This window comes from Bradyrhizobium sp. WYCCWR15520 (assembly GCF_056174665.1).
Map to the genome: position 1 here is coordinate 25,557 of NZ_JBWBWM010000027.1, position 22,084 is coordinate 47,640.

The following is a 22,084-nucleotide window of genomic DNA, read 5'->3' on the forward strand; positions in this document are numbered from 1 at the left end:
ATCAAAGCGGTCGTCAAGGCATCATAAATCCACAACGAGAAGTTTCTTAGGGTGCCGCTCCGGCGTTAAGCGTTTTTGAACCAGCCTTGAACGTCTAACCACAGGAGTTTGATATGAGAGCGAAGTTGCTTGCTGCCACGTCGTTCGTAGCTCTTGCCGGCGCGTTAAATACACCGGCATTCGCGCAGACGAAAACCATTACCATCGACGGTTCGAGCACCGTCTTCCCGGTTTCTGAGGCAGTCGCCGAAGAGTTCCAAAAACTAAAGAAGGCCGAGGTTCGTGTGACCGTCGGTATTTCGGGCACCGGCGGTGGATTCAAGAAATTCTGCCGCGGCGAGACGGACATTTCGAATGGCTCGCGGCCGATCCTTCGCCAGGAAATGGATGAATGCGCCAAGAACGGCATCAAGTTCATCGAGATGCCGATTGCCTTCGATGCGCTTACTGTCGCGGTCAGCCCGAAGAACAAGTTCCTGGAATGCATTTCCGTTGCCGATCTGAAGAAGATTTGGGAACCTGCTGCCCAGGGCAAGGTGATGAACTTCAGTGACGTCAATCCGGCATGGCCGAATAAGAAGATGGCGCTCTTTGGAGCGGGCGCTGATTCAGGCACATTCGATTATTTTACCGAGGCCGTGAATGGCAAAGCCAAGGCTACCCGCGCTGACTTTACCGCGAGTGAAGATGACAACGTCCTCGTGACGGGCATCGAGCGCGACGAGAATGGGCTCGGCTATATCCCGTTCGCCTATTACGAGCCGCACAAGAATAAGCTGAAGGCCTTGGGCATCGATGAAGGCAAGGGCAAAGGCTGCGTGAAACCGTCGCTCGAGGCGGTTACCGCCGGCACCTACAACCCGCTCGCGCGCCCGCTCTTCATCTATGTCAGCACCAAGGCCGCCGAGAAGCCCGAGGTGAAGGAGTACGTCGATTTCCTCATGACCAAAGGCCCGGCGCTTATAACGGAAGTGAAATATCTGCCGCTTCCTCCTGCTGCCTACGCAACTGCGCACAAGCACTTCAAGGATGGCCGGCTTGGCACGGTATTCGGTGGCGTCCCTGAGGTCGGCGTGTCGGTCGAAGACCTGATGAAGCGCGACGCGAAGACCTGATCGATAGAAGACCTGATCAAACGGCGGAGCATTGGCCCGGAGGAGCCGATAAGCCCCTCCGGGCCCTCTGACCGGGGCTAATGGGGAATAACTATGGCGTCTGCACTGACTGTCGGCGAGCGCCGCATCCAACGACTACGCGAGCGTGCGATTGAATTCGTTCTTCTTGTTGCGGCCGCATCGTCGGTTTTTGTAACGATCGCTATCGTTGCCGTGCTGATCTACGAATCGATCGGGTTTTTCAGCTCGGTGCCGATTTCAGAGTTTCTGTTCGGAACGACCTGGACTCCTCTCTTCGCAAACCCGCGATACGGTATCCTTCCTCTTCTTGGGGGCACGCTTCTGAGCACCTTTGTTGCGCTGTTGTTTGTTGCGCCCATCGGGCTTGTGACCGCGATTTATCTCAGCGAGTTCGCGTCACCCAAGGTTCGCGAAATCGTCAAGCCGATCCTGGAGCTGCTAAGCGGCGTGCCGACAGTTGTGTATGGTTTCTTTGCCCTATTGTTCATGACGCCGTTTTTGCAGACTTTTGTTCCAAACCTGCCGGGCTTCAACATTTTAAGTGCGGGCATCGTCATCGGCATAATGATCATTCCGTACGTGGCCTCGTTGTCGGAAGATGCCATGCGCGCTGTCCCCAACAACCTTCGCGACGGTTCGTTGGCGATGGGAGCAACTCGGCTTGAGACGGCCATCAAAGTCGTTCTCCCTGCCGCGACCTCTGGAGTGGCGGCCGCTTTCATTCTTGGAATGTCGCGCGCAGTTGGCGAAACGATGATCGTCGCGATTGCTGCTGGCCAACAACCAAATCTCACCGTCGATCCACGCGAACCCGCCGCTACGATTACCGCTTATATCGTTCAGGTTGCCCTAGGCGATCTGCCGCACGGCAGCCTTGCCTACCAGACGATCTTCGCCACCGGATTGGCGCTTCTCCTGCTCACTCTCTGCTTCAACATTGCCGGGTTTTGGCTCCGCCATAAATTCCGCGAGGTCTACTAATGTCCACCACATCGACGATGATTGGCGATAGGGCGACGAGCCGTGCGGTTGACAACGCATTTGTCGATCGTCTCAAGCGTCGCCGGACGAACGAAGTAATCTTTATTTGTCTGGGACTCGCTGCCACATCCATTGGACTGATTGCGCTGGCCGCGCTGATGATCGATCTGGCCGCTTCAGGTTATCCAAGGCTGACTGCCGACTTCTTTACCAATTTCCCGTCCCGGCGCGCGGGCCAGGCAGGTATCCTCTCCGCTTGGGTTGGCTCGCTTCTCGTGATTTCGGTCACAGCCTTTATTGGAGTTCCTCTCGGCGTGGCCGCGGGAATTTATCTCGAGGAGTATGCACCCAAGAATATCTGGACGAATGTCATCGAAATCAATGTCAGCAATCTTGCAGGCGTTCCATCGATCGTCTTTGGTCTTCTGGCCCTCGGACTCTTTGTCTACGGCTTCGGGACGGGCCGGAGTATATTTACGGCTGGCCTCACGCTGGCTCTGCTAATCCTGCCCATCATTATCGTTGCCACACGCGAAGCACTACGTGCCGTTCCATGGAGCCTGCGTGAGGCAGCGTACGGTATCGGCGCAACAAAGTGGCAAGTCACGCAAGACCACGTTCTGCCAGCGGCCGTTCCTGGGGTGCTGACAGGCGTTATTATTGGTATTTCCCGTGCTCTCGGCGAAACCGCGCCGCTTGTCACTATCGGTGCCCTTTCGTTCATCGCATTCCTGCCTCCGTCGCCCGTCAGCGCCGAGTTTCCTTTCATATCATTTGCGTGGTTGTTCGAAGGGTTCACGGTTCTGCCGATCCAAGCGTTCAACTGGGTGTCTCGCCCGGGCGAAGATTTCCACTCCAATGCCGCCGCAGCCGGCCTTGTTTTGTTGGCGATTACGCTTCTTCTCAACGGTGTCGCCATTTACTTCCGCTATCGGCTTCGAAAGAAGCTGCAATGGTAAGGCTTGATTTGCGAGCGCATACGGCAAGCCCAGAGTTACGGAGTTTTCGATGAACACCCACAGCGCACCAACAATGCCATCGGTGACGATTGGCGCATCCAGCGAAGTTCTCGCAAATCGGTCGAAAATTACCGCAAAGAATGTCAACGTCTTCTACGGAGAGAAACAGGCGCTTTTTGACGTTACGGTCAATATTCAGGAGAAGTCGGTCACTTCGTTCATCGGTCCCTCCGGTTGCGGCAAGTCGACGTTCTTGCGCTGTTTCAATCGAATGAACGATACGATTCCGATATGCCGCGTTACCGGCGACATCGAGATCGATAACACCAATATCTATGAGCGTGGCCTTGACGTGGTTCAACTTCGTGCCCGTGTAGGTATGGTGTTTCAGAAGCCAAACCCGTTTCCCAAATCGATCTACGACAATATCGCCTATGGGCCTCGAATTCATGGTCTCGCACGCAGCAAGGCGGATATGGACGGGATTGTTGAAACCAGCCTAAGAAAAGCAGGACTCTTCGAGGAGGTTAAGGATCGGCTCCGTGAGTCAGGAACCGGGTTGTCGGGCGGCCAACAGCAGCGTCTTTGCATCGCTCGTGCTATCGCTGTCGGACCGGAAGTCATTCTCATGGATGAGCCGTGCTCCTCGCTCGATCCGATCGCGACCGCCCGTATCGAAGAACTGATCGACGATCTGAAAGAGAACTTTACAATTATCATTGTCACTCACTCGATGCAGCAGGCCGCACGGGTCTCGCAGCGCACGGCGTTCTTTCATCTCGGTGTATTGGTGGAAGAAGGAGTGACGCAGACGATCTTTACCAATCCGCGGGACAAGCGCACGCAGGATTACATCACTGGCCGGTTTGGCTGACGCGCATAGTCGCAAGGAGAACAGACATGGCTTCTGATCATACCGCGAAGGCGTTCGACGAAGATCTGCAGGAATTGACTCGGCTGGTCGCGGAGATGGGTGGCCTCGCCGAACGCTTGATCACCGAATCCGTCGATGCGCTGGTCCGCCGCGACGTCGCACTCGGCAAGGGCGTCGTCGCTTCCGACGTCGAAATCGACCGCCTGCAGCACCTGATCGAGGAACGCGCGGTGCTGACCATTGCGCGGCGCCAGCCGATGGCGGTCGACCTGCGCGAAATCGTCGGCGCCATGCGGGTCGCAACCGATCTCGAGCGGATCGGCGACCTCGCCAAGAACATGGGCAAGCGGGTTGCGGCGCTGGAGAGCGATTTCCAGCCCCTGAAGCTGATGCGCGGGCTCGAGCACATGACCGATCTGGTGCAGTCGCAGGTCAAATCCGTGCTCGACGCCTACGCCGCGCACGACCTGCCGGCGGCCATGGCGGTCTGGAGGGGCGACGAGGATGTCGACGCCATCTGCACCTCGCTGTTCCGCGAACTCCTGACCTATATGATGGAAGATCCGCGCAACATCTCGTTCTGCATCCATTTGATGTTCTGCGCCAAGAACATTGAACGGATCGGTGATCACGCCACCAATATCGCCGAAACCGTGTTCTACATGATCGAAGGCCAGCAGCTCCTCGACAAGCGCCCGAAGGGCGACATAACGACGTTCGCCACCACGGTGCCGAACAACTGAGAGCGCGTTCTTCGAGCAGGGTGGATGCCAATTCGCGTGAAGAAAACGCGTCAATCAAAAAGAGAAGGCTTCACATATGACCGCGCGCATACTGGTGGTGGAAGACGAGGAAGCGTTGACCACCCTGTTGCGTTACAACCTCGATGCTGAGGGTTACGACGTCGAAACGGTCGCCCGCGGCGACGACGCCGATACCAGGTTGAAGGAGCGGGTTTCCGACCTGATCGTGCTGCACTGGATGCTGCCGGGCCTGTCGGGGATCGAGCTGTGCCGGCGCCTAAGGGCGCGGCCGGAGACCAGGCAGCTGCCGATCATCATGCTGACCGCGCGCGGCGAGGAAAGCGAGCGGATCAGGGGGCTGGCCACCGGCGCCGACGACTACATCGTCAAGCCGCTCTCGGTGCCGGAATTGCTGGCGCGGGTGAAGGGCATGTTGCGCCGCACAAGTCCCGAGCGTCTTGCCGCCGTGCTGACCTATGGCGACATCGAGCTCGACCGCGAGAAGCGCCGCGTGGTGCGCTCGGGCCGCCCGATCGATCTCGGCCCGACCGAGTATCGCCTCTTGGAATTTTTCCTGGAGCATCCGGGACGGGTGTTCAGCCGCGAGCAATTGCTCGACAGCGTCTGGGGCCGTGATATCTATCGACGAGCGTACCGTGGATGTGCACATCGGGCGCCTGCGTAAACTGTTGAACCCTGGCCGCGAGCAGGATCCGATCCGCACTGTCCGGGGCGCCGGTTACGCTCTCGACGATCGTTTCGCGAAAGAAGATCAATAAAACCAAATAAAACCAATCGACGCAATGGACGAACCTGCCGACACCACAGAAGTCACCTTGCATCATCTGACGGCCGTCGGGGAGTTCTTTCTCGATAGCGAGACCATTCGTGCTTGGCGAGGTAACCAAGCCCTCCGGCTGTCGATGCGGCAATTCCGATTGTTGGATGTTTTCATGCGGCATCCTGGGGAGCCGTTTTCCCGACGAGCATTGAGGGAGCTTGTGTGGGGACCCAAATCGACGATTGCGGAGACCACTGTCGACGCCGAGATCGCGCGCCTGCGCCGGGCTATCGGCGGACGTAGACGCGATATGCCCATTCGAACGGCCCGCAAGCTGGGCTATGTGTTCGAGGCTCCGAAGCGCCGCGCACAGTCCAAACAAAGGTTGTCTACTTCTGACGTTGAAGGACGGCCGTGATCCTAGCGGCTAAATGATCGGGGCGTTTCACTTCGGCTCTGGTGCGCCGAATCGAAGCAGCACCACTTAGTTCCGCTCAGATCGACCTTGCGAACGGCAGGCCGTGGGGCGATTTCTCAGGCTAACAAACCCAGAGCCGTCCGAGTAGCCCAGCGGTTGGTCTGGTAAATCGAATATTCCTGTCCCTTAAACCGTTTGCTCGCGAACCGACGAGAGCGTTTCCTGAGTCGGAAGCAGGAACGTAATAAGCCAGCATAGAAGTAGCATGACCGCTGAACCAACCAGGCATCCGGAGATACCGGCTACCTGATACAAAACGCCCGATAGGGTAATGCCGAGCAGCCGCCCAGCAGCGTTCGCTGCATAGTAGAAGCCGACGTCTTCGGCGGCCTTCTCCGACCCCGCATAGGCTAGAATGAGATAGGAGTGCAGCGAGGAGTTTACCGCGAACGGCAGGCCGAAAAGTGCCAAGCCTACAACAAGGACAATATCGGGGCGCGCAACATCCGTTACATTCATGATCACGGCCAAGGTGATCGGTACAGCGGCAAGCACCGCCGCCCACATTCGCGAGGCCGGGACCTCGCGACTCAAACCGTCGGCGCTGCGCGAGACGAGCGAGGGCGCAATGGCCTGAATCCCCCCGTATGCAATGGTCCATGCGGCAAGAAATCCACCGACCTCTAAGAAGCGCCAGCCATATGCATACAGAAAGACCGGTAGGCCGACCACGAACCACACGTCTCTTGCACCGAACATGAATATCCGGGCGGCGGCCAGCAGGTTGACGCCACGCGACTTGCCGAACAATTCCCGCATCGTCTTCGACGACTTGGCCTTACCGAGTTGGCGCGGCAACAGCAGCAAGCCGGCGACGAAGATCACGCTGAGCAGCGCGGCCATCATCCAGAGCGCGTTACGGAATCCTACGAGATCGAGCAACAATCCGCCGATAAAGAAGCCGATCCCCTTCATCGCGTTCTTGGAACCGGTGAACCACGCGACCCAGCGGAACAACTGCCCGCTGCCTTCGGCGGATGTCGCCTTGATCGCCGATTTCGATGCGGTCTTAGTCAGATCCTTGGCGACGCCGGCGATGCCTTGGGCGACCACGACCCAAGCGACGGAGGCCACGGCGCCCCATCCGGGGTCGAGCGCCGACAACATGAAGAGGCCAGCGATCTGGAGCATCTGGCCGATCGCGAGCATGCGGGGAATGCCGAAACGTGATGCGAAGTAGCCGCCAGCTAGATTGGCCCCAATCCCCGCCGCTTCATAAAGCAGGAAGAGAAACGCGAGGGTGAATGGGGTGTAACCCAACCGGAAAAAATGAAAGAGGACGAGCATACGCAATGCGCCGTCGACCAGCGTGAAGCCCCAATAGGATGCCGTGACTATGAGGTAGTTTCGGACCATGGCTTAAACGCCCGCTCGTTGAACAATGTTAGCGAGATCGACCATCCGACAGGCGTACCCGACTTCATTGTCGTACCAAGCATAGACCTTCAGGAGAGTCTCGTCCGTGACCATCGTACTCAAAGCATCAACAATCGAGCTGCGGGGGTCGTTGTTGTAGTCGGCCGAGACGAGGGGTCTGGTCTCTAGACCCAAGATACCGGCCAAAACGCTCTCCGATGCCGATTTGAAAAGCCGATTTACCTCCTCGACCGTGGTCGGGCGCTTCAGTTCGAATACGCAGTCCGTCAAACTGGCGTTCAAGACGGGAATGCGCACGGCGTGCCCGTTCAGCTTGCCCTTGAGTTCCGGATAGATCAACGAAATTGCGGTAGCGCTGCCGGTCGTTGTGGGTTGCATCGAAAGCATCGCGGATCTTGCGCGGCGAAGATCCTTGTGCGGTGCGTCAACGACGACGTTTGTATTGGTCGGATTATGAATCGTTGTGATCTGGCCGTGCCGGATTCCGATGGATTCATGAATGACCTTGACGACGGGCGCCAGGCAGTTTGTCGTGCACGACGCCGCCGTCAGCAGCCGATGCCGTTTGGGATCGTAGAGGTGATCGTTGACGCCAACCACGATGTTGAGCGCAGCCTCATCTTTGACAGGAGCGGCAACGATCACCCGTTTGACGCCCCGGTCGAAGTACGCCTGAAGCTGATCCGGCTTCAGAAATTTGCCGGTGCATTCTAGCACGACATCGCAACCGAGATCGCCCCATGCAACGTCACCCGGCGAGGCATGTTCGCTGAAGCCGACGCTCTTCTTTCCAAAGGCAATGGAGGCGCCGGCCTCCACCCCGATGGTTTCGTGCCAACGACCATGGATGCTATCGAATTCGAGCAGATGTGCAGTAGCCCCAATGCCGCCCTTCACCTCGTTGATGTGTGCAACGTCCAGACGGTTTTTCGCGCGCGGATCGCCCTCTGGACGCCATATGCCGCCGAATGCCGAACGCAGCACGAGCCTTCCGATGCGGCCCATGCCATTGATGCCAACTTTCATAGAAATTCCTCTTAGGGAGACATTCGTGTGGTGTCGCCGATCTCGTCCAGGCGTGCTTTCAAGGCCATACGGTCGAGGGCCGCGAACGGCAAACTGATGAAGATTTCAATCCTTCGCCGGATCATCGCGTAGAGCTCGTTCAGCAACGTCGTCCGCTCGGAGGCCGACCCCGTGAACTGTGCCGGGTCCGGTAGCGGCCACGCGCCGGTCACGAATTTTGTTCCGACGTCCGGGCAGAACTGCCCCTGCGGTGTGTCGCAAAGCGCGATGACAAAATCCATGCGCGGCGCCTCTGGGCCGGTGAACTCGTCCCACGACTTGCACCGCAAATGGGCGACGTCATGCCCCAGGTGCGTTAGGCGTTCGACAACCTCGGGCAAAGGGGCTTCAGCCGGATCGGAACCGGCAGAGTAGGCATGAAATCGTCCGCGACCGAATTTCTGCAAAAGCGCTTCAGCCATGATCGAGCGTGCGGAATTATGCGTGCACAGAAACAGGACGTTGAAGGCCGGCGCCACAACGTCGGTCCCAGGTTCTTCGGAAGGCGGCGCGATCCGGTCCGGAAGAAAGCCGCAGAGCTCAGGTTTCCCGTTACAGCAATCGCGCGCGAGAAACTCGACCAACCCGCGAAAGCCGTCAACATCGGCCCGGTAGTTCATCGCTCGGCCGTCCTTTTGAACAGCGACCAGGCCGGCCCGCATCAGGATTGCGAGATGATTGGACATGGTGTTGTGAGGCACCTCGCAGCGTTTGGCGATTTCGCCCGCAGCCAAACTCGCTGGATGAGCGGCGAGAAGGAGGCGCAGCGCGTGCAGGCGCGTCGGCTGCGCGAGCGACCCAAAGCCCTCGATTGCCGTCTCGGTGAAACTCGTCTGATCCATCGGTTAATCCTTCGCGAAACTCGCGATTGCGTCGGTATTCATCGACAAGTTACGTGACGGAGTAATGACAGTTGGTCACTGACAGCGCGGTCTTGGCGTCATTGTAGCGTCATCTTTCGTCTATATGTCGGGACTGATAGAAATATACACTAGGGAGGGATCGATGATCAAGCTCTGTCAGGCAATCCTCTTGGCATCGGCACTATCATTGTTGGGTTCCGCAACTCGTGCCGCGGAGACAACCGGAGCCGGATGCACGTTCGTCTGGCCCATTCTCGAGAAGTGGGCTGCGGAGTATCAGGCCAAAACCGGAAACAAGATCAGCTATCAGCCGATCGGGTCAGGCGCTGGCCTACATCAGATCCGGACTGCAGCAGTCGACTTCGGTGCCTCCGACATGCCCTTGAAGCCGGCCGAATTGGAGAAGAGCGGTCTCGGCCAATTCCCGCTTGTGATCGGCGGCGTTGTGCCCGTCGTCAACGTCGAGGGTGTCGGCCCCGGCGTCATGCGCTTTTCCGGTGCGATCCTCGCGGACATCTTTCTCGGCAAGATCAAGAATTGGGACCATCCGGCGATCCGCGCGCTCAATCCGGACGTCAAGTTGCCGGCGGCCGCAATCTCAGTCATTCATCGGCTGGACGGGTCGGGGACGACGTTCAACTGGGTGAATTATCTCTCGAAGGTCAGCCCCGAATGGAAGGAGAAGGTGGGTGAGGGCACAACAGTCGAGTGGCCCGTGGGCGCAGGCGGAAAGGGCAACGAAGGGGTTGCGGCGTTCGTGGGGGTTGCAAAGAACTCGATCGGCTACGTGGAGTATGCGTACGCCGTCAAGAACAAGCTTGCCTACGGACTCGTGCAGAACAAGGCAGGACGTTTCGTCCAGCCCGGCGCCGAGACCTTCCAGGCGGCCGCGAGCGCGAATTGGAGCGGAGCGAAAGACTTCTTCCTGATCATGACGGACGCTTCCGGCGAGAATGCTTATCCTATCACCGCTACCGTCTTCATCATCATGTACAAACAACCAAAGAATTTCGAACGAGCAAAACTGGCCAGGGATTTTTTCAAGTGGTCGCTGGAGAACGGACAGGCACAGGCCGACGCTCTGCATTACGTTCCGCTACCGCCCAATCTCGTTCGGCAAGTCGAAAGCTACTGGAATTCGGATTTCGGAGGTTGATCGGGGATAACGGTCTGCGGAAGCGCGGGCACATGGATACGCGGCGCTTGATCCACAACGCCGGCCTTGATCCGCACGTCATCGAGCAGCGAGAGCTGCTGATCTTGGTCGGGTGGGAGGACACTAACCGATGGTCAACGACGATTCTGCCAGGGAAGCCCGCCGCCTAATCCGGGTGGCTGAGGCTGTAATCGGAGAGCTGCGCCGTCAGGGGCTCTCTGCGGTTTTGACCGACCGTCGGTTCGATTTAGATAGCCATGGCGGTCATCAAGGCGGAAGACCGCGAGGAGGAGGGGGAGGAGGAGGTCCCGATCCAAAGGTCCAGGTAGCTTAGGGGCCTGCGTCCTAACGATCGGGCCGCACCGGTTTGCGCCGCTTGGTTTCCTACAGCGCGCGATCCAGCTGTAATCGTCCTGCCAGCTTTGCCGCTTCTTCCTTACGCTCGCTGTAGCGATCCGTAAGATAGGATGACCTCCCCCGCGTCAGCAGCGTGAACTTCACAAGCTCTTCCATCACGTCCACGATACGATCGTAATACGGCGACGGCTTCATACGGCCGGCATCATCGAACTGCTCATACGCCTTTGCGACCGATGACTGGTTGGGTATGGCTATCATACGCATCCAACGGCCAAGCACCCGAAGCTGATTGACCGCGTTGAACGATTGCGAACCGCCGCTGACCTGCATGACCGCCAAGGTCTTGCCTTGGGTCGGCCGCACGGCGCCGATGGATAGCGGTATCCAGTCGATCTGAGCCTTCATGATGCCGGTCATGGCGCCATGGCGCTCGGGGCTACACCACACTTGGCCTTCAGACCAGGCCGACAGGTCCCGCAGTTCTTGCACCTTTGGATGCTCGGACGGGGCGTCGTCCGGCAGTGGCAATCCGGAAGGATTGAAGATTCGGGTTTCAGCGCCAAAGGCTTCCAACAATCGAGCTGCTTCCACAGTGGCGAAGCGGCTATATGACCGTTCTCGCAACGAACCGTACAGCAGCAGAATGCGCGGCCGGTGTGCAACCTGCGGTGCGAACAGGGCTCCTTCTGCGGGAGCAAGAAAGTTCTCTGAAACAATGTTCGGAAGGTCGTGGATGCGGCTCATGTTCGCGACTCTGCTTCTAAGTTAGTCTGGGGACGCGCGCCGGCTTCGTACCATCCGCGTGAAGCCTTGACGATTTTGACGACCGACAGCATCACCGGCACCTCCACCAAGACCCCGACGACAGTGGCGAGGGCAGCGCCTGAATTAAGTCCGAAGAGGCTGATCGCGGCGGCTACCGCGAGTTCAAAGAAATTGCTCGCGCCGATCAGGGCCGCGGGAGCCGCGACGCACCATGCAACGCCGAAGCGTCGGCTGAGCCAATAGGCGAGGCCGGCGTTCAGGTAAACCTGGATCAAGATCGGTACCGCCAAGATCGCGATCACTGCCGGCTGCGTCAGGATTTGCTCTCCTTGGAAGGCAAACAGCAGCACCAACGTCGCCAGCAAGGCGACGAGGGAAACCTGTTGCAAACGGTTCATCGTTTGATCAAAGGCGTCTTTGCCGCTTGCGAGCAGGAACCGTCGCCAAAGTTGTGCGATGAACACCGGCACGACGATGTAGAGGGCAACAGAGAGCAGCAGCGTTGCCCAGGGAACGGAGATTGATGCAACTCCCAGCAAAAGCCCAACCAGCGGCGCAAAGAGGAAGATCATCAATACGTCGTTTAGGGCGACCTGACTCAACGTGTAGTGCGGCTCGCCTTCGCACAGGTTCGACCATACGAATACCATCGCCGTGCAGGGTGCCGCGGCTAGTAAGATAAGCCCCGCAATATAGGAAGGAATTTGCGCGGCTGGGAGAAGTGGCGCGAACAGATGCCCGATGAAGAACGTTCCGAGCAGGGCCATCGAAAACGGCTTCACCGCCCAATTGATGAACAACGTCACGCCCACACCGCGCCAATGTTCGCGGACTTGGCCCAGCGCGCCGAAATCGATTTTTAGAAGCATCGGTATGATCATCAGCCAGATCAAGACCGCTACAGGAATGTTGACCTTGGCGACTTCCGCGCCGGCGACAGCTGCAAATGCGCCCGGCATTGCATGCCCCAGCACAACGCCGACGACGATACATAGGGCGACCCATAGCGACAGATAACGTTCGAAGACATTCATTTTGCTTCACCTCGTTCCTTGCGTTTTCCCTTGGGTGGGGCACAAGGCAGGAAACTCTCGATGAGTGGTTCGCAAACCTCGGGACGACCGCCGCAGCAGTCCTGCATCATGAACAACATGAGTTCCTGAAAGGTCTTGATGCTGGCCCGGTAAATAATGGTGCGGCTACGCCGCTCACCTGCGATGAGACCGGCGTGGGACAATATCGACAAATGGGCCGACATCGTATTCTGAGGGACGCCGACGAGCCGCGCCAACTCGCCGGCAGCAACCCCCTCCGGTTCACTTTTCACCAGCAGGCGAAAGGTATCGAGGCGGGTCGCCTGGGCGAGAGCCGCCAACGCGGCTATGGCGTCGGTGTTTTTCATATATCGAGATATGTGGATAATTCTTGCGCTGTCAACTCGCTGTCTGAAGATTTAACAATGAGCGCGCCAGTTCCGGTGATTCCCGCGCTGACACAAGCCCAGGGCTATGACGCGATGGCCGCGATACCAACTTGGCCTAATAGCAAACGACCCGAACGCGATACGCTGAGGTGCCGTGGGCGGACAGCCGTTAGAGGGCTCTTTTAGTACGGGCCTTGGGTTTCGGTTGACTCTTGGTATTGGCTTTCTTCGGAACTGAGCCGCAACCAGAGCTAGCGCCCGTTGCTAGGCCCAACAAGTTGCAAAGTTCAGGATGTCCATCACAACAATCGTCCACGAGAAAAGAAATCAGCGACCGCATACCCTCGACGTCCGCGCGATAGATAATTGTTCGCCCCTCGCGAGAGCTGCGCAATAGTCCGGCTCGCACCAGAATGGCGAGATGAGACGACAGCGTATTGTGCGGTGCGCCGATCGTCCCTGCGATCACGCCAGCCGAAATACCAACGGGCTGATGTTTGATCAGAAGCCGAAAGATCGCAAGGCGGGTCGGTTGAGCAAGGGCAGCAAGGCCGGAAATCGCGTGCGCCTCCGAAAGCGCCTGTCCCGAACTGACGTGCGTCGCATGGCTCGCGACAGCCAGCATGGTCTTTCGCATTGCACCAACTCCCTTCCATGGCGTCTGCCTCGCTAGCCTAGGTGACAAACTAGGACGTTTCCATTATTCATATGTCGAGACGTCTCGAGATATCCGCAAAACCTCATCGAGGCTTTGTAACAATCAAAAGCAAGAGACGCCGAGCCGGTAGGCGTACCGGCGTTCCGGAGGAACCCGCCGGTAGGCGTGCCGGCGCGCCGAGGAGGACGTCCATGACCCATTGCAATCGAATGGTCGATGTCGGTCGCCGTAAATTTCTAGGCGGTGCCGGCCTAGCTGCAGCTGGCGCCGCAGCATCGACGATGATACCGCCACAGGCCAAAGCATTGCCTGCGGCCGCTCGCGTTGATTACCCCGTCAACAGGCTTGCGAATGTAAGCGATCTAAAGGTCAACGAGCCGCTTCATGTGGCCTATCCCGATGCCGACGCGCCGGGCGTTCTGCTCAAGCTCGGCAAGCGCGTCCCATCGGGTGTTGGGCCGGATGGCGACATCGTGGGTTTCACTACGATCTGCCCGCATAAAGGATTTCCGCTCAAATACAACGCCGCTGACAAGACACTGAACTGCCCGGGACATTATTCACGCTTCGATTGCGAAGCCGGAGGCCAGCAAATCTGGGGACAGGCCACGCAGAACCTGCCGCAGTACACGCTGCGCGTCGACGCCAATGGCGATATCTATGCCGAAGGTCTCGACGAGCTCCTGTACGGCCGGCTTTCCAACGTTCTCTGAGGGGAGGAAAAAATGGCCTACAAACGTCAGATTGACCGCCTCCCAATTATCCCGAAGGACGCGAAGGAGTTTAACGTCACCTGTCACTACTGCATCGTTGGTTGCGGTTACAAAGCTTATACTTGGGCTGCGAACAGACAGGGTGGGACCGCACCTGATCAGAATAAATTCGGCATCGATCTTAGCAAGCAGCAGGAAGCTGAGACCGCTGCGTGGTATTCGCCGGCCATGTACAACATCGTCCAGCAGGATGGTGAAGACGTCCATATCGTCATCAAGCCCGACAAGAACTGCGTCGTGAATTCCGGGCTTGGTTCAATTCGCGGTGCCCGCATTGCGGAGATGAGTTATTCGCAGGCGCGCAATACGCAGTTGCAACGGCTCACTGATCCGATGGTCTGGCGTTATGGCCAGATGCAACCCACGAGCTGGGACGACGCGCTTGATCTGGTCGCCCGCGTGACCGTCGCCGTCATCAACGACATGGGTGAGGATGGGCTGTTCGTGTCCGCGTTCGATCATGGCGGCGCGGGTGGCGGCTACGAGAACACCTGGGGCACTGGCAAGCTCTATTTCGGAGCGATGAAGGTCAAGAACATCCGCATCCACAATCGTCCCGCCTACAATTCGGAAGTTCACGCTACTCGCGACATGGGCGTGGGCGAACTCAACAACTGTTACGAGGACGCTGAGCTTGCCGACACCATCGTGGCCGTCGGTACCAACGCGCTTGAAACCCAGACCAACTACTTCCTCAAACATTGGGTACCGAATTTGCGCGGCACCTCGGTAGACAAGAAGAAAGCGGAATTCGGTACGGAACCGGTCGAGCAGGCGCGCGTCGTTATCGTCGATCCGCGCCGCACTGTCACCGTGAATGCCTGCGAGGTCGAAACCGGCAAGGATCGCGTGATGCATCTTGCCATCAATTCAGGGACGGACCTCGCGCTGTTCAACGCTTGGCTTACTTATATCAACGACAAGGGTTGGACTGACAAAGCCTTCATAGCCGCCTCGACCAAGGATTTCGACAAGGCGGCCGCCACCAATAAAACGAGTCTCGAAGAGGCCGCGGGCATCACCGGACTGACGGCTGACCAGATCCGGCAATCGGCTGAATGGATTGCGCAGCCCAAACAAGGGGGTATCCGGCGGCGAACCATGTTCGCTTACGAGAAGGGCCTAATCTGGGGCAATGACAACTATCGCACCAATGGCGCACTGGTGAACGTGGCGCTCGCCACTGGCAACATCGGGCGGCCGGGCGGCGGATGCGTGCGTATGGGAGGACATCAGGAAGGCTATTCGCGACCATCGGACGCACATGCCGGACGTCCTGCCGCCTATGTCGACAAGCTGCTTATCGAAGGCAAGGGCGGCGTTCATCACATCTGGGGCTGCGATCACTATAAGACCACGCTGAACGCTCTGAATTTCAAACAGGCGTATAAGAAGCGCACCGACATCGTGAAGGATGCAATGTCGGCTGTGCCCTATGGGGACCGCCCGGCATTGGTGAATGCCATCGCAGGCGCGATCAAAAAAGGCGGATTGTTCGCCGTCGATGTCGACATTGTTCCGACCAAGATCGGTCAAGCATGTCATGTCTGGCTGCCAGCCGCGACTGCCGGAGAGGCGAATCTTACGTCGATGAATGGCGAGCGGCGCATGCGGCTAACCGAACGCTACATGGATCCGCCCGGGCAGGCGATGCCGGATTGCCTCATCGCCGCACGCATTGCCAATCACATGGAGCGCGTCTTGCGCGAGCAGGGCAAGAACCAGCAAGCCGACCAATTTAAGGGGTTCGACTGGAAGACCGAAGAAGACGCCTTCATGGACGGATATGCCAAGCACGAAAAAGGCGGCGAATTCGTCACCTATGCGCGTCTGCGGGCCATGGGCACGAATGGTTTCCAGGAGCCTGCCGTCGGCCTGGAATCGACCGGAACGGTGGGCGAAGCCACCTCGACAGGCCGGCCGGGCGAAGTGCTGAAGGGACCCGCCATCGAAGGCGCGCGGGGTAAGGAGCCGGTGCAAAAGGATGTGCCGACGCAAACAGGCGCACCGGCAGCCGCGCCCATGGACGCGGCGCGTATCATCGGCACGAAGCGCCTTTATGCCGACGGCAAGTTCAACTCCAAGGATGGTAAGGCGACGTTTATGGAGACCAAGTGGCGCGGTCTCCAGGCGGAAGGCAAGGAAGCCGAGAAGCACAAATGGCCATTCCTCATCAACAATGGCCGAACCAATCACGTTTGGCAGAGCGCCTATCTTGATGTCGAAAACAAGCTGGTGATGGACCGCTGGCCCTATCCGTTCATCGAAATGAATCCACAGGATATGACAGACCTAGGCGTCAAGGCCGGCGATTTGATTGAGGTCTATAACGACAATGGATCGACCCAGGCCGTCGCCTATCCGACGCCAACGGCGAAGCGGAAGCAGACTTTCATGCTGTTCGCATATCCGACCGGTGTGCAGGGTAACGTGGTCTCGGCGGGAGTGAACGAGTTCGTCATTCCCAATTACAAACAAACTTGGGCCGGCATCCGCAAGATTGCAGATGCACCCGAGGGCGTGAAACATTTGACCTTCAAGTCAAACGAATACGTCGCCTGATCTCAATGCTCCTCCCCAAAACTTGCCCGGGCGCCTGCGTCCCGGGCAACTTCAAGTATCGAAGAGGGATGCAACCTTCGACCGTCGCGACCGGCCGTAGATTGCCACGTCGAGTTTCATTCGTCTTGCCAGCTTTTCGGCGAGTTCCGTCCAGCCGGTCCGAGACCTGTTGGATGGCCTGTAGGTCGCCTTGCTCTGCTTCTCAGCCAACTTGCGATCTTTGCTCGCACCGTGGCTCGTTCAGTCAATCCAGTCCTCAGAACAACAGCCACCCCGATCCAAAACGCAAGAGAACCGGGCTCCGCACCCGGCTTTCCTGCAAAATCGATGCTTCCCCACGTCAGATCAGGCCGATCTGTCGCTGCTTTCGAATAGTTCACGGGCGATGAGCGGATTTGCGCCGGCCTAGTCAGGTCTGGCGCTGCGGCCGATAGTGCGACCGACGTCGGCAACCGCCCCGTAGAGGCGCTGCCGCGAGAGCCAATGAAGGTCGTCCATGCGTTGCACGATTCCTACCACAACCGGCACGTGGTGGCGTCGCGCAAGCTGCTCAAGTGAGAAAATGGACCACCAGGCGCGAAAAGCGAGTCGCGTCCAAGCGCGCGCGTCCCAGCCGAGCAGGAGGACATCCGGCGCATACCTGCGCACCGCACGATTCAGGTTCCACGGGTACATGACGATAATGCCCAGGCGCACCGGTCGCGCACCCTCCCACGGAAAGGATCTTGCGACGGCGGCAAAGGCAAATACGACCGAGCGATGGGCCACGTTGCTGGCAACCAGTCTCTCGATGACTCTAGAGACAAGTCCCGTCTCCTTCACCTCCACAAACAGTTCAAGGTCAGTCGGCGAAAGAAGCGACAGTGCCGCATCGAGGGTAAGCGCATTCTCGACATGACGCGGCGGGTCGTGTGACACCACCAATGTGTCGGAATCCGCTGCAAGGCAGACGTCGAATTCGACACCAGATATTCTGCCGTCACTAGCGGCACGTGCGAACGCGGCGAGCGAGTTTTCACCCCGACCCGCGGACCATCCACGATGCGCAATAAGCTTCATGACGAGGTCCGTAAAGCCAAGCTGCGCGCGCCATGCAATCTCCCCGTAGAGAGAAATGTCAATCCGCGGCCACGACGTTGACCCCCTGATCAGCGCGGCGGCGCGGGCTTATTTGGATAGCGCGCGTGGGCCGTGGATCATCCCGGAAACGGTTATTTCCGGTGATCGTCGCGTGCCCAGCCCGTCGGCCGTCGCCAGCACAATCCGGGCGCGCCAGACGTGCTTCTGGGAGCTGTTGCGGTCATCGACGATCGCTTGCAGGCGCTTGCGATCAGTCGGGCTCAGATAGACGGTGACGCCAGTACGCAGCCCGCAGACTCGCACGACGCCAAGGCCATGGGAATCCCAACAAGGACTCTTACGTGGGCATCAATCCACTAGCGGCAAAGGATCCACACACAGCCGTTTGCGCGCGGTGGCCCCTTGGAACATGAATCAAGTCCACCTGGGCCCGTTGGGGTACGATGGGGTACATGGAGAAGGTTAGACCCCAGTTCCTCTCCCTCCGCCATCGACCAGGGCAGTCTGCTGTCGAGCTCGGTCGACCAGCCCCAAAATCCCCAACAAACTGAGACCTTCTGAGTGACGGACCGTACTAGAGATTGCCGAAGAGACGGCAATTTGCGGCTGGAGACGACATTTTTCTCCAAAGCTTCGTACTTGGTCATTTTAGTACAGTTCTGAAAACCAAGGGGCGAGCGCAATAACTTGCGCTGCAGTTTGCTCAGGGTTGAATCTTTCTCCGACAAGCAAGAGTAACAGCCTCTCTAACTTTTAGCGGTCCCGACCAGGAATGTCCGCTATCGGCGGAAGAGCGGAAAACATTTGCTCATATTGAGATCTTCTCAGTTTGGCGCAACACCGGACATGCAGCGCCGCATCGTCGACCGTGTCGAGCCGAAGACCTTATTCCCCTTCGGCGCGCCGGGCGAGGGTCCCCGTGCATGCGGCACCATCCGTTGGGCATCGCCAGTGATTGACACCGGCTCCCGCTTCTGGTTTTCGCCCCATAGCGTGGGCTGAAGTACATGGGCAATCGCGTGGGGTTGATCCTTGGGGCGGTAAATCGCGTACCGCCCCATTTTCATGTGTGCTACCTAGTTGGGTAGCAAAATGGTAGCAGGAAAAGCAGATCATGACTGACGATCAGGTCAATCTCGTCGTTCAGCACCTTGCGAGCAATTGCACTTGGCGCTCCGATTGAAGGGCAGCGAGGCACATCCACCAAACGCCAAGGATATTGGATTCGATCCTGCCTCTGTAAGAACTGTATTGCTGACCGGCTTGCGTTCGGCGGGTGTCACGATCCACCACGAGGCAGCCGGGGCGAGCGAAGAGCCGCCGTGGTCCTAAACGCAAAACGCGGGACAGAAGCCCCGCGCCAATGTCTCAGTTGGGTCATTTCGACCGACTTAGCCGGTTATCTCACCGGTTGATGTCCGTGTTGCCCCGGAAGCAGACCTGAAGCAGAAGGGGCGAATGCGACTCCGGTAGCCGCCGCTGGGCCCTCGTGATGTCGCTAGTCAAATCGCACATGTGCAGCAAATGCTGCCGCACGCGGCGGTCTTAGATACGAAACATGTTGACAGGGCTCGGCTTTATTCGTCCTTCCATTTGATCGAGCAGCCAATAGACGCCTTTTGGTCAGCCGGCGCCAGACCGGTGGTCGCAATCGCGCGCATGGCCTCGACAAGCTCTCGGGGCGCCCCCGCGCGAGGCGGAGTTGTGCGGCTTTCGTCGAGGCGGCCGCGATACTTGAGCTTGCGGTCGGCATTGTAACCGAAGAAGTCCGGCGTACAGACCGCCCCATACGCCCGAGCGACTGTCTGAGTCTCGTCGTGGAGATATGGAAACGGGAAATCATGAGCCTTCGCGAAACGCTTCATATTCTCAAATGAGTCTTCGGGATAGCTCGCCGCATCGTTCGAGCAAATCGCCGCAAAGCCTATGCTCTCCGACATCAGCACGCGGGCGTCCGAAACCATGCGGTCGATCACCGCTTTAACATAGGGACAATGGTTGCAGATGAAGACGACGACCGTGCCTTTTTCGCCCGCAACGTCGTCCAGTGCGTAAGTCTTGCCGTCGGTGGCCGGAAGCCGGAACTCCGCCGCCGGCGTATCAAGAACGACTTGGGTAGCCGTTGTCGCCATATCGCACCTCCTTGTGCCCAAATATATCAGTCGCGTCGTTTTGGCCATACGTCAGCCATTTCCGGTCGACCCTTAACAGCCGGCATTTGGACGAGTGCGGGATTTCGTCGGTGCGGGCCACTTTCGGACAAACTTTGCTGAAGAGCCTTCAGGAGAAGCCCATAAATAATCAGCGCCAAGGTTATACGCTGCAGCCGCTACCGACGGCCTCGCCACGCGGTCAGGCGCGGGATCCAACGCGGCACATTGATGCGGAAAGCTTCGTATTTCGCCCCGAATGATTTTCTTAGCGTCGGCTCCTCATAGCCCACGACAAACAGGTGGCAGACGAGGCAGAAGACCGCGCCGTAGGCGAACAGCCGCCAATCGCCAAACAGGACCGCCTGGCCGAAAATGACGGCGGCGACCGCCACGTAGATTGGATTGCGCACATAGCGATAGAGGCCGGTAACGACGAGGTGTTGGGTCGGGGCGATCGGCGCTGGCGTGCCGAGCCCCTGCAGCGCGAAACGCCCGAATGAATCCACGAGCCCGGATACGCCGGCAAGAATTAGCGCGGAGCCGACGAAGCGCGTGAGCTCGACGCCGAGAAACGACAACCTAAACTCCCAGTGCGAAATCCACCACGGCACCACCCCGGCCACCACGCAGGGCACGAACACGAAGAAGATGGCGGTGCCGATGACGGCGGCGGTTCTTCGCATGGACACGATCCATTCTTTCCTATTATAGCGCTCCGCACCGGGAGCGTCAGGTCTGCCTTGGATCAAACCCGGATGTGGAGGGCCGCTCGGCGTTGCCCTGCCCAAGTCCGCTGTATCGAATAGGCGATTAGACCATGGCTGGTGCCGCGTCAGAGGTCTGCGAACCCCTAAATCAATACAAGCCGGTCGCCCGGAACATCGGTATAGTGGACGGTCCTTTCGAGTATTTGACGACGGCCGGAGTAAGGCTTCCGTTGCCGTTTACTACTCGGATGACCGTGGTGCGGCTCGGCAACGGCGACCTGTTCATCCACTCCCCCATCGCATTCGAGCCTGCGCTCGCTGACCGCCTGCAGGCGATGGGCACAGTCCGCCACCTCGTATCTCCGAACCAGTTCCATTACGCGCGCATTGGCGAGTGGTCGCGTGCGTTTCCGGGGGCGGTTGCCTGGGCCTCTCCGCGCGCACGCAAGCGTGCCCGCTCGCGGGGCATCGATGTGCATTTCGATAGAGACATCGGCATCGAACCGCCGGAGGAATGGCGCGCCGAAATTGATCAGACCGCCGTTCCCGGAGGAATTTTCGGGGAGATTGTTTTCTTCCACAAGGAGTCGAAAACCCTCATATTGGCTGACACCATCATAAACCTTGAGCTTGACATGATCAGGCAGCCATGGCGGTTCGCCGCCAAGCTGACCGGAATGTACTATCCGCGCGGCCAAATATTCTTCGGCATGCGGTTGCTGCTTCTTTTGCAGAAACGAAAGACGCGAGCGGCGGTCCAAAAAATGCTGTCATGGCCAGAACGCATCATTCTCAGCCACGGGCGCTGGTTCGATTCGAACGCCAGTGAGACTCTGCAACGCACGTTCGGATGGGCGCTCTAGCCCATTGCGCTTCGCTCGAATGAGAATGTCAAACTTGGTCACTAGCCCGAATTTCCGCTCCGAGTCAAAATGCGACTTGGCCAGGAGGGCAGCTCTTGGCGCGCGAAGCGGACATTCGCTGGAACAGTGGGATCAGCTAAGTGCCAGCTTCATAGTTCAATGCGCGCCACCAGCAGTGCCCCTTACCTTGCGAGTCAGCGCAACCGCGAGTGCGGCCAGCACCAGCACGATGCCGATCACCGCAAAGGTGTCGCTGAATCCCATCACCAGGGCTTGATGCATTATCTGTTCCCAAGGGCGCCATTTGCAGAGCGCCCACACAGATGA

The 22,084-nt window shown here is 58.4% G+C and carries 21 protein-coding genes and 1 pseudogene; 11 read left to right on the forward strand and 11 right to left on the reverse strand.

The window, feature by feature from the left end; translation table 11 throughout:
- Positions 1-113 precede the first annotated feature (113 nt).
- The 7 genes and pseudogenes from AC0QUY_RS28135 to AC0QUY_RS28165 all read left to right on the forward strand — a co-directional run bounded on the left by AC0QUY_RS28135 (position 114) and on the right by AC0QUY_RS28165 (position 5,892).
- Positions 114-1,115: a PstS family phosphate ABC transporter substrate-binding protein gene (locus AC0QUY_RS28135; protein WP_475389474.1), complete on the forward strand. Its 1,002-nt coding sequence runs from the start codon at positions 114-116 to the stop codon at positions 1,113-1,115.
- Positions 1,116-1,208: 93 nt separating this feature from the next.
- Positions 1,209-2,117, forward strand: coding sequence for a phosphate ABC transporter permease subunit PstC (gene pstC, locus AC0QUY_RS28140; RefSeq protein WP_475389475.1), 909 nt, complete (start codon positions 1,209-1,211; stop codon positions 2,115-2,117).
- Positions 2,117-3,076 carry a phosphate ABC transporter permease PstA gene (pstA, locus tag AC0QUY_RS28145; protein WP_475389477.1) on the forward strand — a complete coding sequence of 320 codons (960 nt, stop codon included), beginning with the start codon at positions 2,117-2,119 and terminating at the stop codon, positions 3,074-3,076. The genes pstC and pstA overlap by 1 nt, the downstream gene beginning before the upstream one ends.
- Positions 3,077-3,149: 73 nt before the next feature.
- On the forward strand, positions 3,150-3,950 hold the full coding sequence (pstB, locus tag AC0QUY_RS28150) for a phosphate ABC transporter ATP-binding protein PstB (RefSeq protein WP_475389564.1): 801 nt from the start codon (positions 3,150-3,152) through the stop codon (positions 3,948-3,950).
- A 26-nt stretch (positions 3,951-3,976) separates the two neighbouring features.
- Positions 3,977-4,693: a phosphate signaling complex protein PhoU gene (phoU, locus tag AC0QUY_RS28155; RefSeq protein ID WP_475389479.1), complete on the forward strand. Its 717-nt coding sequence runs from the start codon at positions 3,977-3,979 to the stop codon at positions 4,691-4,693.
- Positions 4,694-4,769: 76 nt separating this feature from the next.
- Positions 4,770-5,472 (forward strand): annotated as a pseudogene (gene phoB / locus AC0QUY_RS28160) (phosphate regulon transcriptional regulator PhoB).
- 24 nt (positions 5,473-5,496) lie between these two features.
- The gene (locus AC0QUY_RS28165; RefSeq protein WP_475389481.1) at positions 5,497-5,892 is read left to right on the forward strand and encodes a winged helix-turn-helix domain-containing protein; all 396 of its coding nucleotides are present in this window, start codon (positions 5,497-5,499) and stop codon (positions 5,890-5,892) included.
- A 186-nt stretch (positions 5,893-6,078) separates the two neighbouring features.
- On the opposite strand, the gene arsJ is transcribed toward AC0QUY_RS28165, so the two are convergent.
- The 3 genes from arsJ to AC0QUY_RS28180 are packed head-to-tail and all read right to left on the reverse strand — an operon-like array spanning position 6,079 to position 9,236.
- Entirely contained in the window at positions 6,079-7,308 is a 1,230-nt protein-coding gene (gene arsJ, locus AC0QUY_RS28170; protein WP_475389483.1) for an organoarsenical effux MFS transporter ArsJ, read from the reverse strand.
- Between the two features lie 3 nt (positions 7,309-7,311).
- Complete coding sequence (locus tag AC0QUY_RS28175) at positions 7,312-8,355, reverse strand: ArsJ-associated glyceraldehyde-3-phosphate dehydrogenase (protein WP_475389485.1); 1,044 nt, start codon at positions 8,353-8,355, stop codon at positions 7,312-7,314.
- An 11-nt stretch (positions 8,356-8,366) separates the two neighbouring features.
- Positions 8,367-9,236 carry a metalloregulator ArsR/SmtB family transcription factor gene (locus tag AC0QUY_RS28180; protein ID WP_475389486.1) on the reverse strand — a complete coding sequence of 290 codons (870 nt, stop codon included), beginning with the start codon at positions 9,234-9,236 and terminating at the stop codon, positions 8,367-8,369.
- A 163-nt stretch (positions 9,237-9,399) separates the two neighbouring features.
- On the opposite strand from AC0QUY_RS28180, the gene pstS reads away from it, so the two are divergent.
- Positions 9,400-10,413, forward strand: a complete 1,014-nt coding sequence (gene pstS, locus AC0QUY_RS28185; protein WP_475389487.1) for a phosphate ABC transporter substrate-binding protein PstS — start codon at positions 9,400-9,402, stop codon at positions 10,411-10,413.
- Positions 10,414-10,797: 384 nt separating this feature from the next.
- Here pstS and arsH read toward each other — a convergent pair whose 3' ends face one another.
- The 4 genes from arsH to AC0QUY_RS28205 all read right to left on the reverse strand — a co-directional run bounded on the left by arsH (position 10,798) and on the right by AC0QUY_RS28205 (position 13,598).
- Entirely contained in the window at positions 10,798-11,517 is a 720-nt protein-coding gene (gene arsH, locus AC0QUY_RS28190; protein WP_475389489.1) for an arsenical resistance protein ArsH, read from the reverse strand.
- Entirely contained in the window at positions 11,514-12,572 is a 1,059-nt protein-coding gene (arsB, locus tag AC0QUY_RS28195) for an ACR3 family arsenite efflux transporter (RefSeq protein WP_475389490.1), read from the reverse strand. Before arsB ends, arsH begins: the two co-directional genes overlap by 4 nt.
- Positions 12,569-12,940, reverse strand: coding sequence for an ArsR/SmtB family transcription factor (locus AC0QUY_RS28200; RefSeq protein WP_475389491.1), 372 nt, complete (start codon positions 12,938-12,940; stop codon positions 12,569-12,571). The genes arsB and AC0QUY_RS28200 overlap by 4 nt, the downstream gene beginning before the upstream one ends.
- 190 nt (positions 12,941-13,130) lie before the next feature.
- Complete coding sequence (locus AC0QUY_RS28205; protein ID WP_475389492.1) at positions 13,131-13,598, reverse strand: ArsR/SmtB family transcription factor; 468 nt, start codon at positions 13,596-13,598, stop codon at positions 13,131-13,133.
- Between the two features lie 212 nt (positions 13,599-13,810).
- Here AC0QUY_RS28205 and AC0QUY_RS28210 point away from each other — a divergent pair, with 212 nt between their 5' ends.
- Together AC0QUY_RS28210 and AC0QUY_RS28215 are read left to right on the forward strand one after the other, a co-directional pair.
- Entirely contained in the window at positions 13,811-14,332 is a 522-nt protein-coding gene (locus tag AC0QUY_RS28210) for an arsenate reductase (azurin) small subunit (RefSeq protein WP_475389494.1), read from the forward strand.
- A 12-nt stretch (positions 14,333-14,344) separates the two neighbouring features.
- Positions 14,345-16,954: an arsenate reductase (azurin) large subunit gene (locus AC0QUY_RS28215; RefSeq protein WP_475389496.1), complete on the forward strand. Its 2,610-nt coding sequence runs from the start codon at positions 14,345-14,347 to the stop codon at positions 16,952-16,954.
- A 405-nt stretch (positions 16,955-17,359) separates the two neighbouring features.
- Here AC0QUY_RS28215 and AC0QUY_RS28220 read toward each other — a convergent pair whose 3' ends face one another.
- The 3 genes from AC0QUY_RS28220 to AC0QUY_RS28230 form a co-directional block, all read right to left on the reverse strand.
- On the reverse strand, positions 17,360-18,013 hold the full coding sequence (locus AC0QUY_RS28220; RefSeq protein WP_475389497.1) for a glycerophosphodiester phosphodiesterase: 654 nt from the start codon (positions 18,011-18,013) through the stop codon (positions 17,360-17,362).
- 1,598 nt (positions 18,014-19,611) lie between these two features.
- Positions 19,612-20,166: a thioredoxin family protein gene (locus tag AC0QUY_RS28225; protein WP_475389565.1), complete on the reverse strand. Its 555-nt coding sequence runs from the start codon at positions 20,164-20,166 to the stop codon at positions 19,612-19,614.
- A 197-nt stretch (positions 20,167-20,363) separates the two neighbouring features.
- Entirely contained in the window at positions 20,364-20,870 is a 507-nt protein-coding gene (locus AC0QUY_RS28230) for a methyltransferase family protein (protein WP_475389498.1), read from the reverse strand.
- A gap of 134 nt (positions 20,871-21,004) precedes the next feature.
- On the opposite strand from AC0QUY_RS28230, the gene AC0QUY_RS28235 reads away from it, so the two are divergent.
- Positions 21,005-21,757, forward strand: coding sequence for a DUF4336 domain-containing protein (locus AC0QUY_RS28235; protein WP_475389500.1), 753 nt, complete (start codon positions 21,005-21,007; stop codon positions 21,755-21,757).
- Between the two features lie 156 nt (positions 21,758-21,913).
- Here AC0QUY_RS28235 and AC0QUY_RS28240 read toward each other — a convergent pair whose 3' ends face one another.
- On the reverse strand, positions 21,914-22,039 hold the full coding sequence (locus AC0QUY_RS28240) for a hypothetical protein (RefSeq protein ID WP_475389568.1): 126 nt from the start codon (positions 22,037-22,039) through the stop codon (positions 21,914-21,916).
- Between the last annotated feature and the right edge of the window lie 45 nt (positions 22,040-22,084).

Excerpts from the sequence above, each read along its gene's own strand:
- AC0QUY_RS28135 (WP_475389474.1), top strand. The coding sequence starts at position 114 with ATGAGAGCGAAGTTGCTTGCTGCCACGTCGTTCGTAGCTCTTGCCGGC.
- AC0QUY_RS28215 (WP_475389496.1), top strand. The coding sequence starts at position 14,345 with ATGGCCTACAAACGTCAGATTGACCGCCTCCCAATTATCCCGAAGGAC.
- AC0QUY_RS28180 (WP_475389486.1), bottom strand. The coding sequence starts at position 9,236 with ATGGATCAGACGAGTTTCACCGAGACGGCAATCGAGGGCTTTGGGTCG.
- AC0QUY_RS28230 (WP_475389498.1), bottom strand. The coding sequence starts at position 20,870 with ATGCGAAGAACCGCCGCCGTCATCGGCACCGCCATCTTCTTCGTGTTC.
- pstA (WP_475389477.1), top strand. The coding sequence starts at position 2,117 with ATGTCCACCACATCGACGATGATTGGCGATAGGGCGACGAGCCGTGCG.
- AC0QUY_RS28175 (WP_475389485.1), bottom strand. The coding sequence starts at position 8,355 with ATGAAAGTTGGCATCAATGGCATGGGCCGCATCGGAAGGCTCGTGCTG.
- phoU (WP_475389479.1), top strand. The coding sequence starts at position 3,977 with ATGGCTTCTGATCATACCGCGAAGGCGTTCGACGAAGATCTGCAGGAA.
- AC0QUY_RS28205 (WP_475389492.1), bottom strand. The coding sequence starts at position 13,598 with ATGCGAAAGACCATGCTGGCTGTCGCGAGCCATGCGACGCACGTCAGT.
- pstC (WP_475389475.1), top strand. The coding sequence starts at position 1,209 with ATGGCGTCTGCACTGACTGTCGGCGAGCGCCGCATCCAACGACTACGC.
- pstB (WP_475389564.1), top strand. The coding sequence starts at position 3,150 with ATGCCATCGGTGACGATTGGCGCATCCAGCGAAGTTCTCGCAAATCGG.
- AC0QUY_RS28235 (WP_475389500.1), top strand. The coding sequence starts at position 21,005 with ATGGCTGGTGCCGCGTCAGAGGTCTGCGAACCCCTAAATCAATACAAG.
- AC0QUY_RS28200 (WP_475389491.1), bottom strand. The coding sequence starts at position 12,940 with ATGAAAAACACCGACGCCATAGCCGCGTTGGCGGCTCTCGCCCAGGCG.
- AC0QUY_RS28165 (WP_475389481.1), top strand. The coding sequence starts at position 5,497 with ATGGACGAACCTGCCGACACCACAGAAGTCACCTTGCATCATCTGACG.
- arsJ (WP_475389483.1), bottom strand. The coding sequence starts at position 7,308 with ATGGTCCGAAACTACCTCATAGTCACGGCATCCTATTGGGGCTTCACG.
- AC0QUY_RS28220 (WP_475389497.1), bottom strand. The coding sequence starts at position 18,013 with ATGAAGCTTATTGCGCATCGTGGATGGTCCGCGGGTCGGGGTGAAAAC.
- arsB (WP_475389490.1), bottom strand. The coding sequence starts at position 12,572 with ATGAATGTCTTCGAACGTTATCTGTCGCTATGGGTCGCCCTATGTATC.
- AC0QUY_RS28225 (WP_475389565.1), bottom strand. The coding sequence starts at position 20,166 with ATGGCGACAACGGCTACCCAAGTCGTTCTTGATACGCCGGCGGCGGAG.
- AC0QUY_RS28210 (WP_475389494.1), top strand. The coding sequence starts at position 13,811 with ATGACCCATTGCAATCGAATGGTCGATGTCGGTCGCCGTAAATTTCTA.
- AC0QUY_RS28240 (WP_475389568.1), bottom strand. The coding sequence starts at position 22,039 with ATGCATCAAGCCCTGGTGATGGGATTCAGCGACACCTTTGCGGTGATC.
- arsH (WP_475389489.1), bottom strand. The coding sequence starts at position 11,517 with ATGAGCCGCATCCACGACCTTCCGAACATTGTTTCAGAGAACTTTCTT.
- pstS (WP_475389487.1), top strand. The coding sequence starts at position 9,400 with ATGATCAAGCTCTGTCAGGCAATCCTCTTGGCATCGGCACTATCATTG.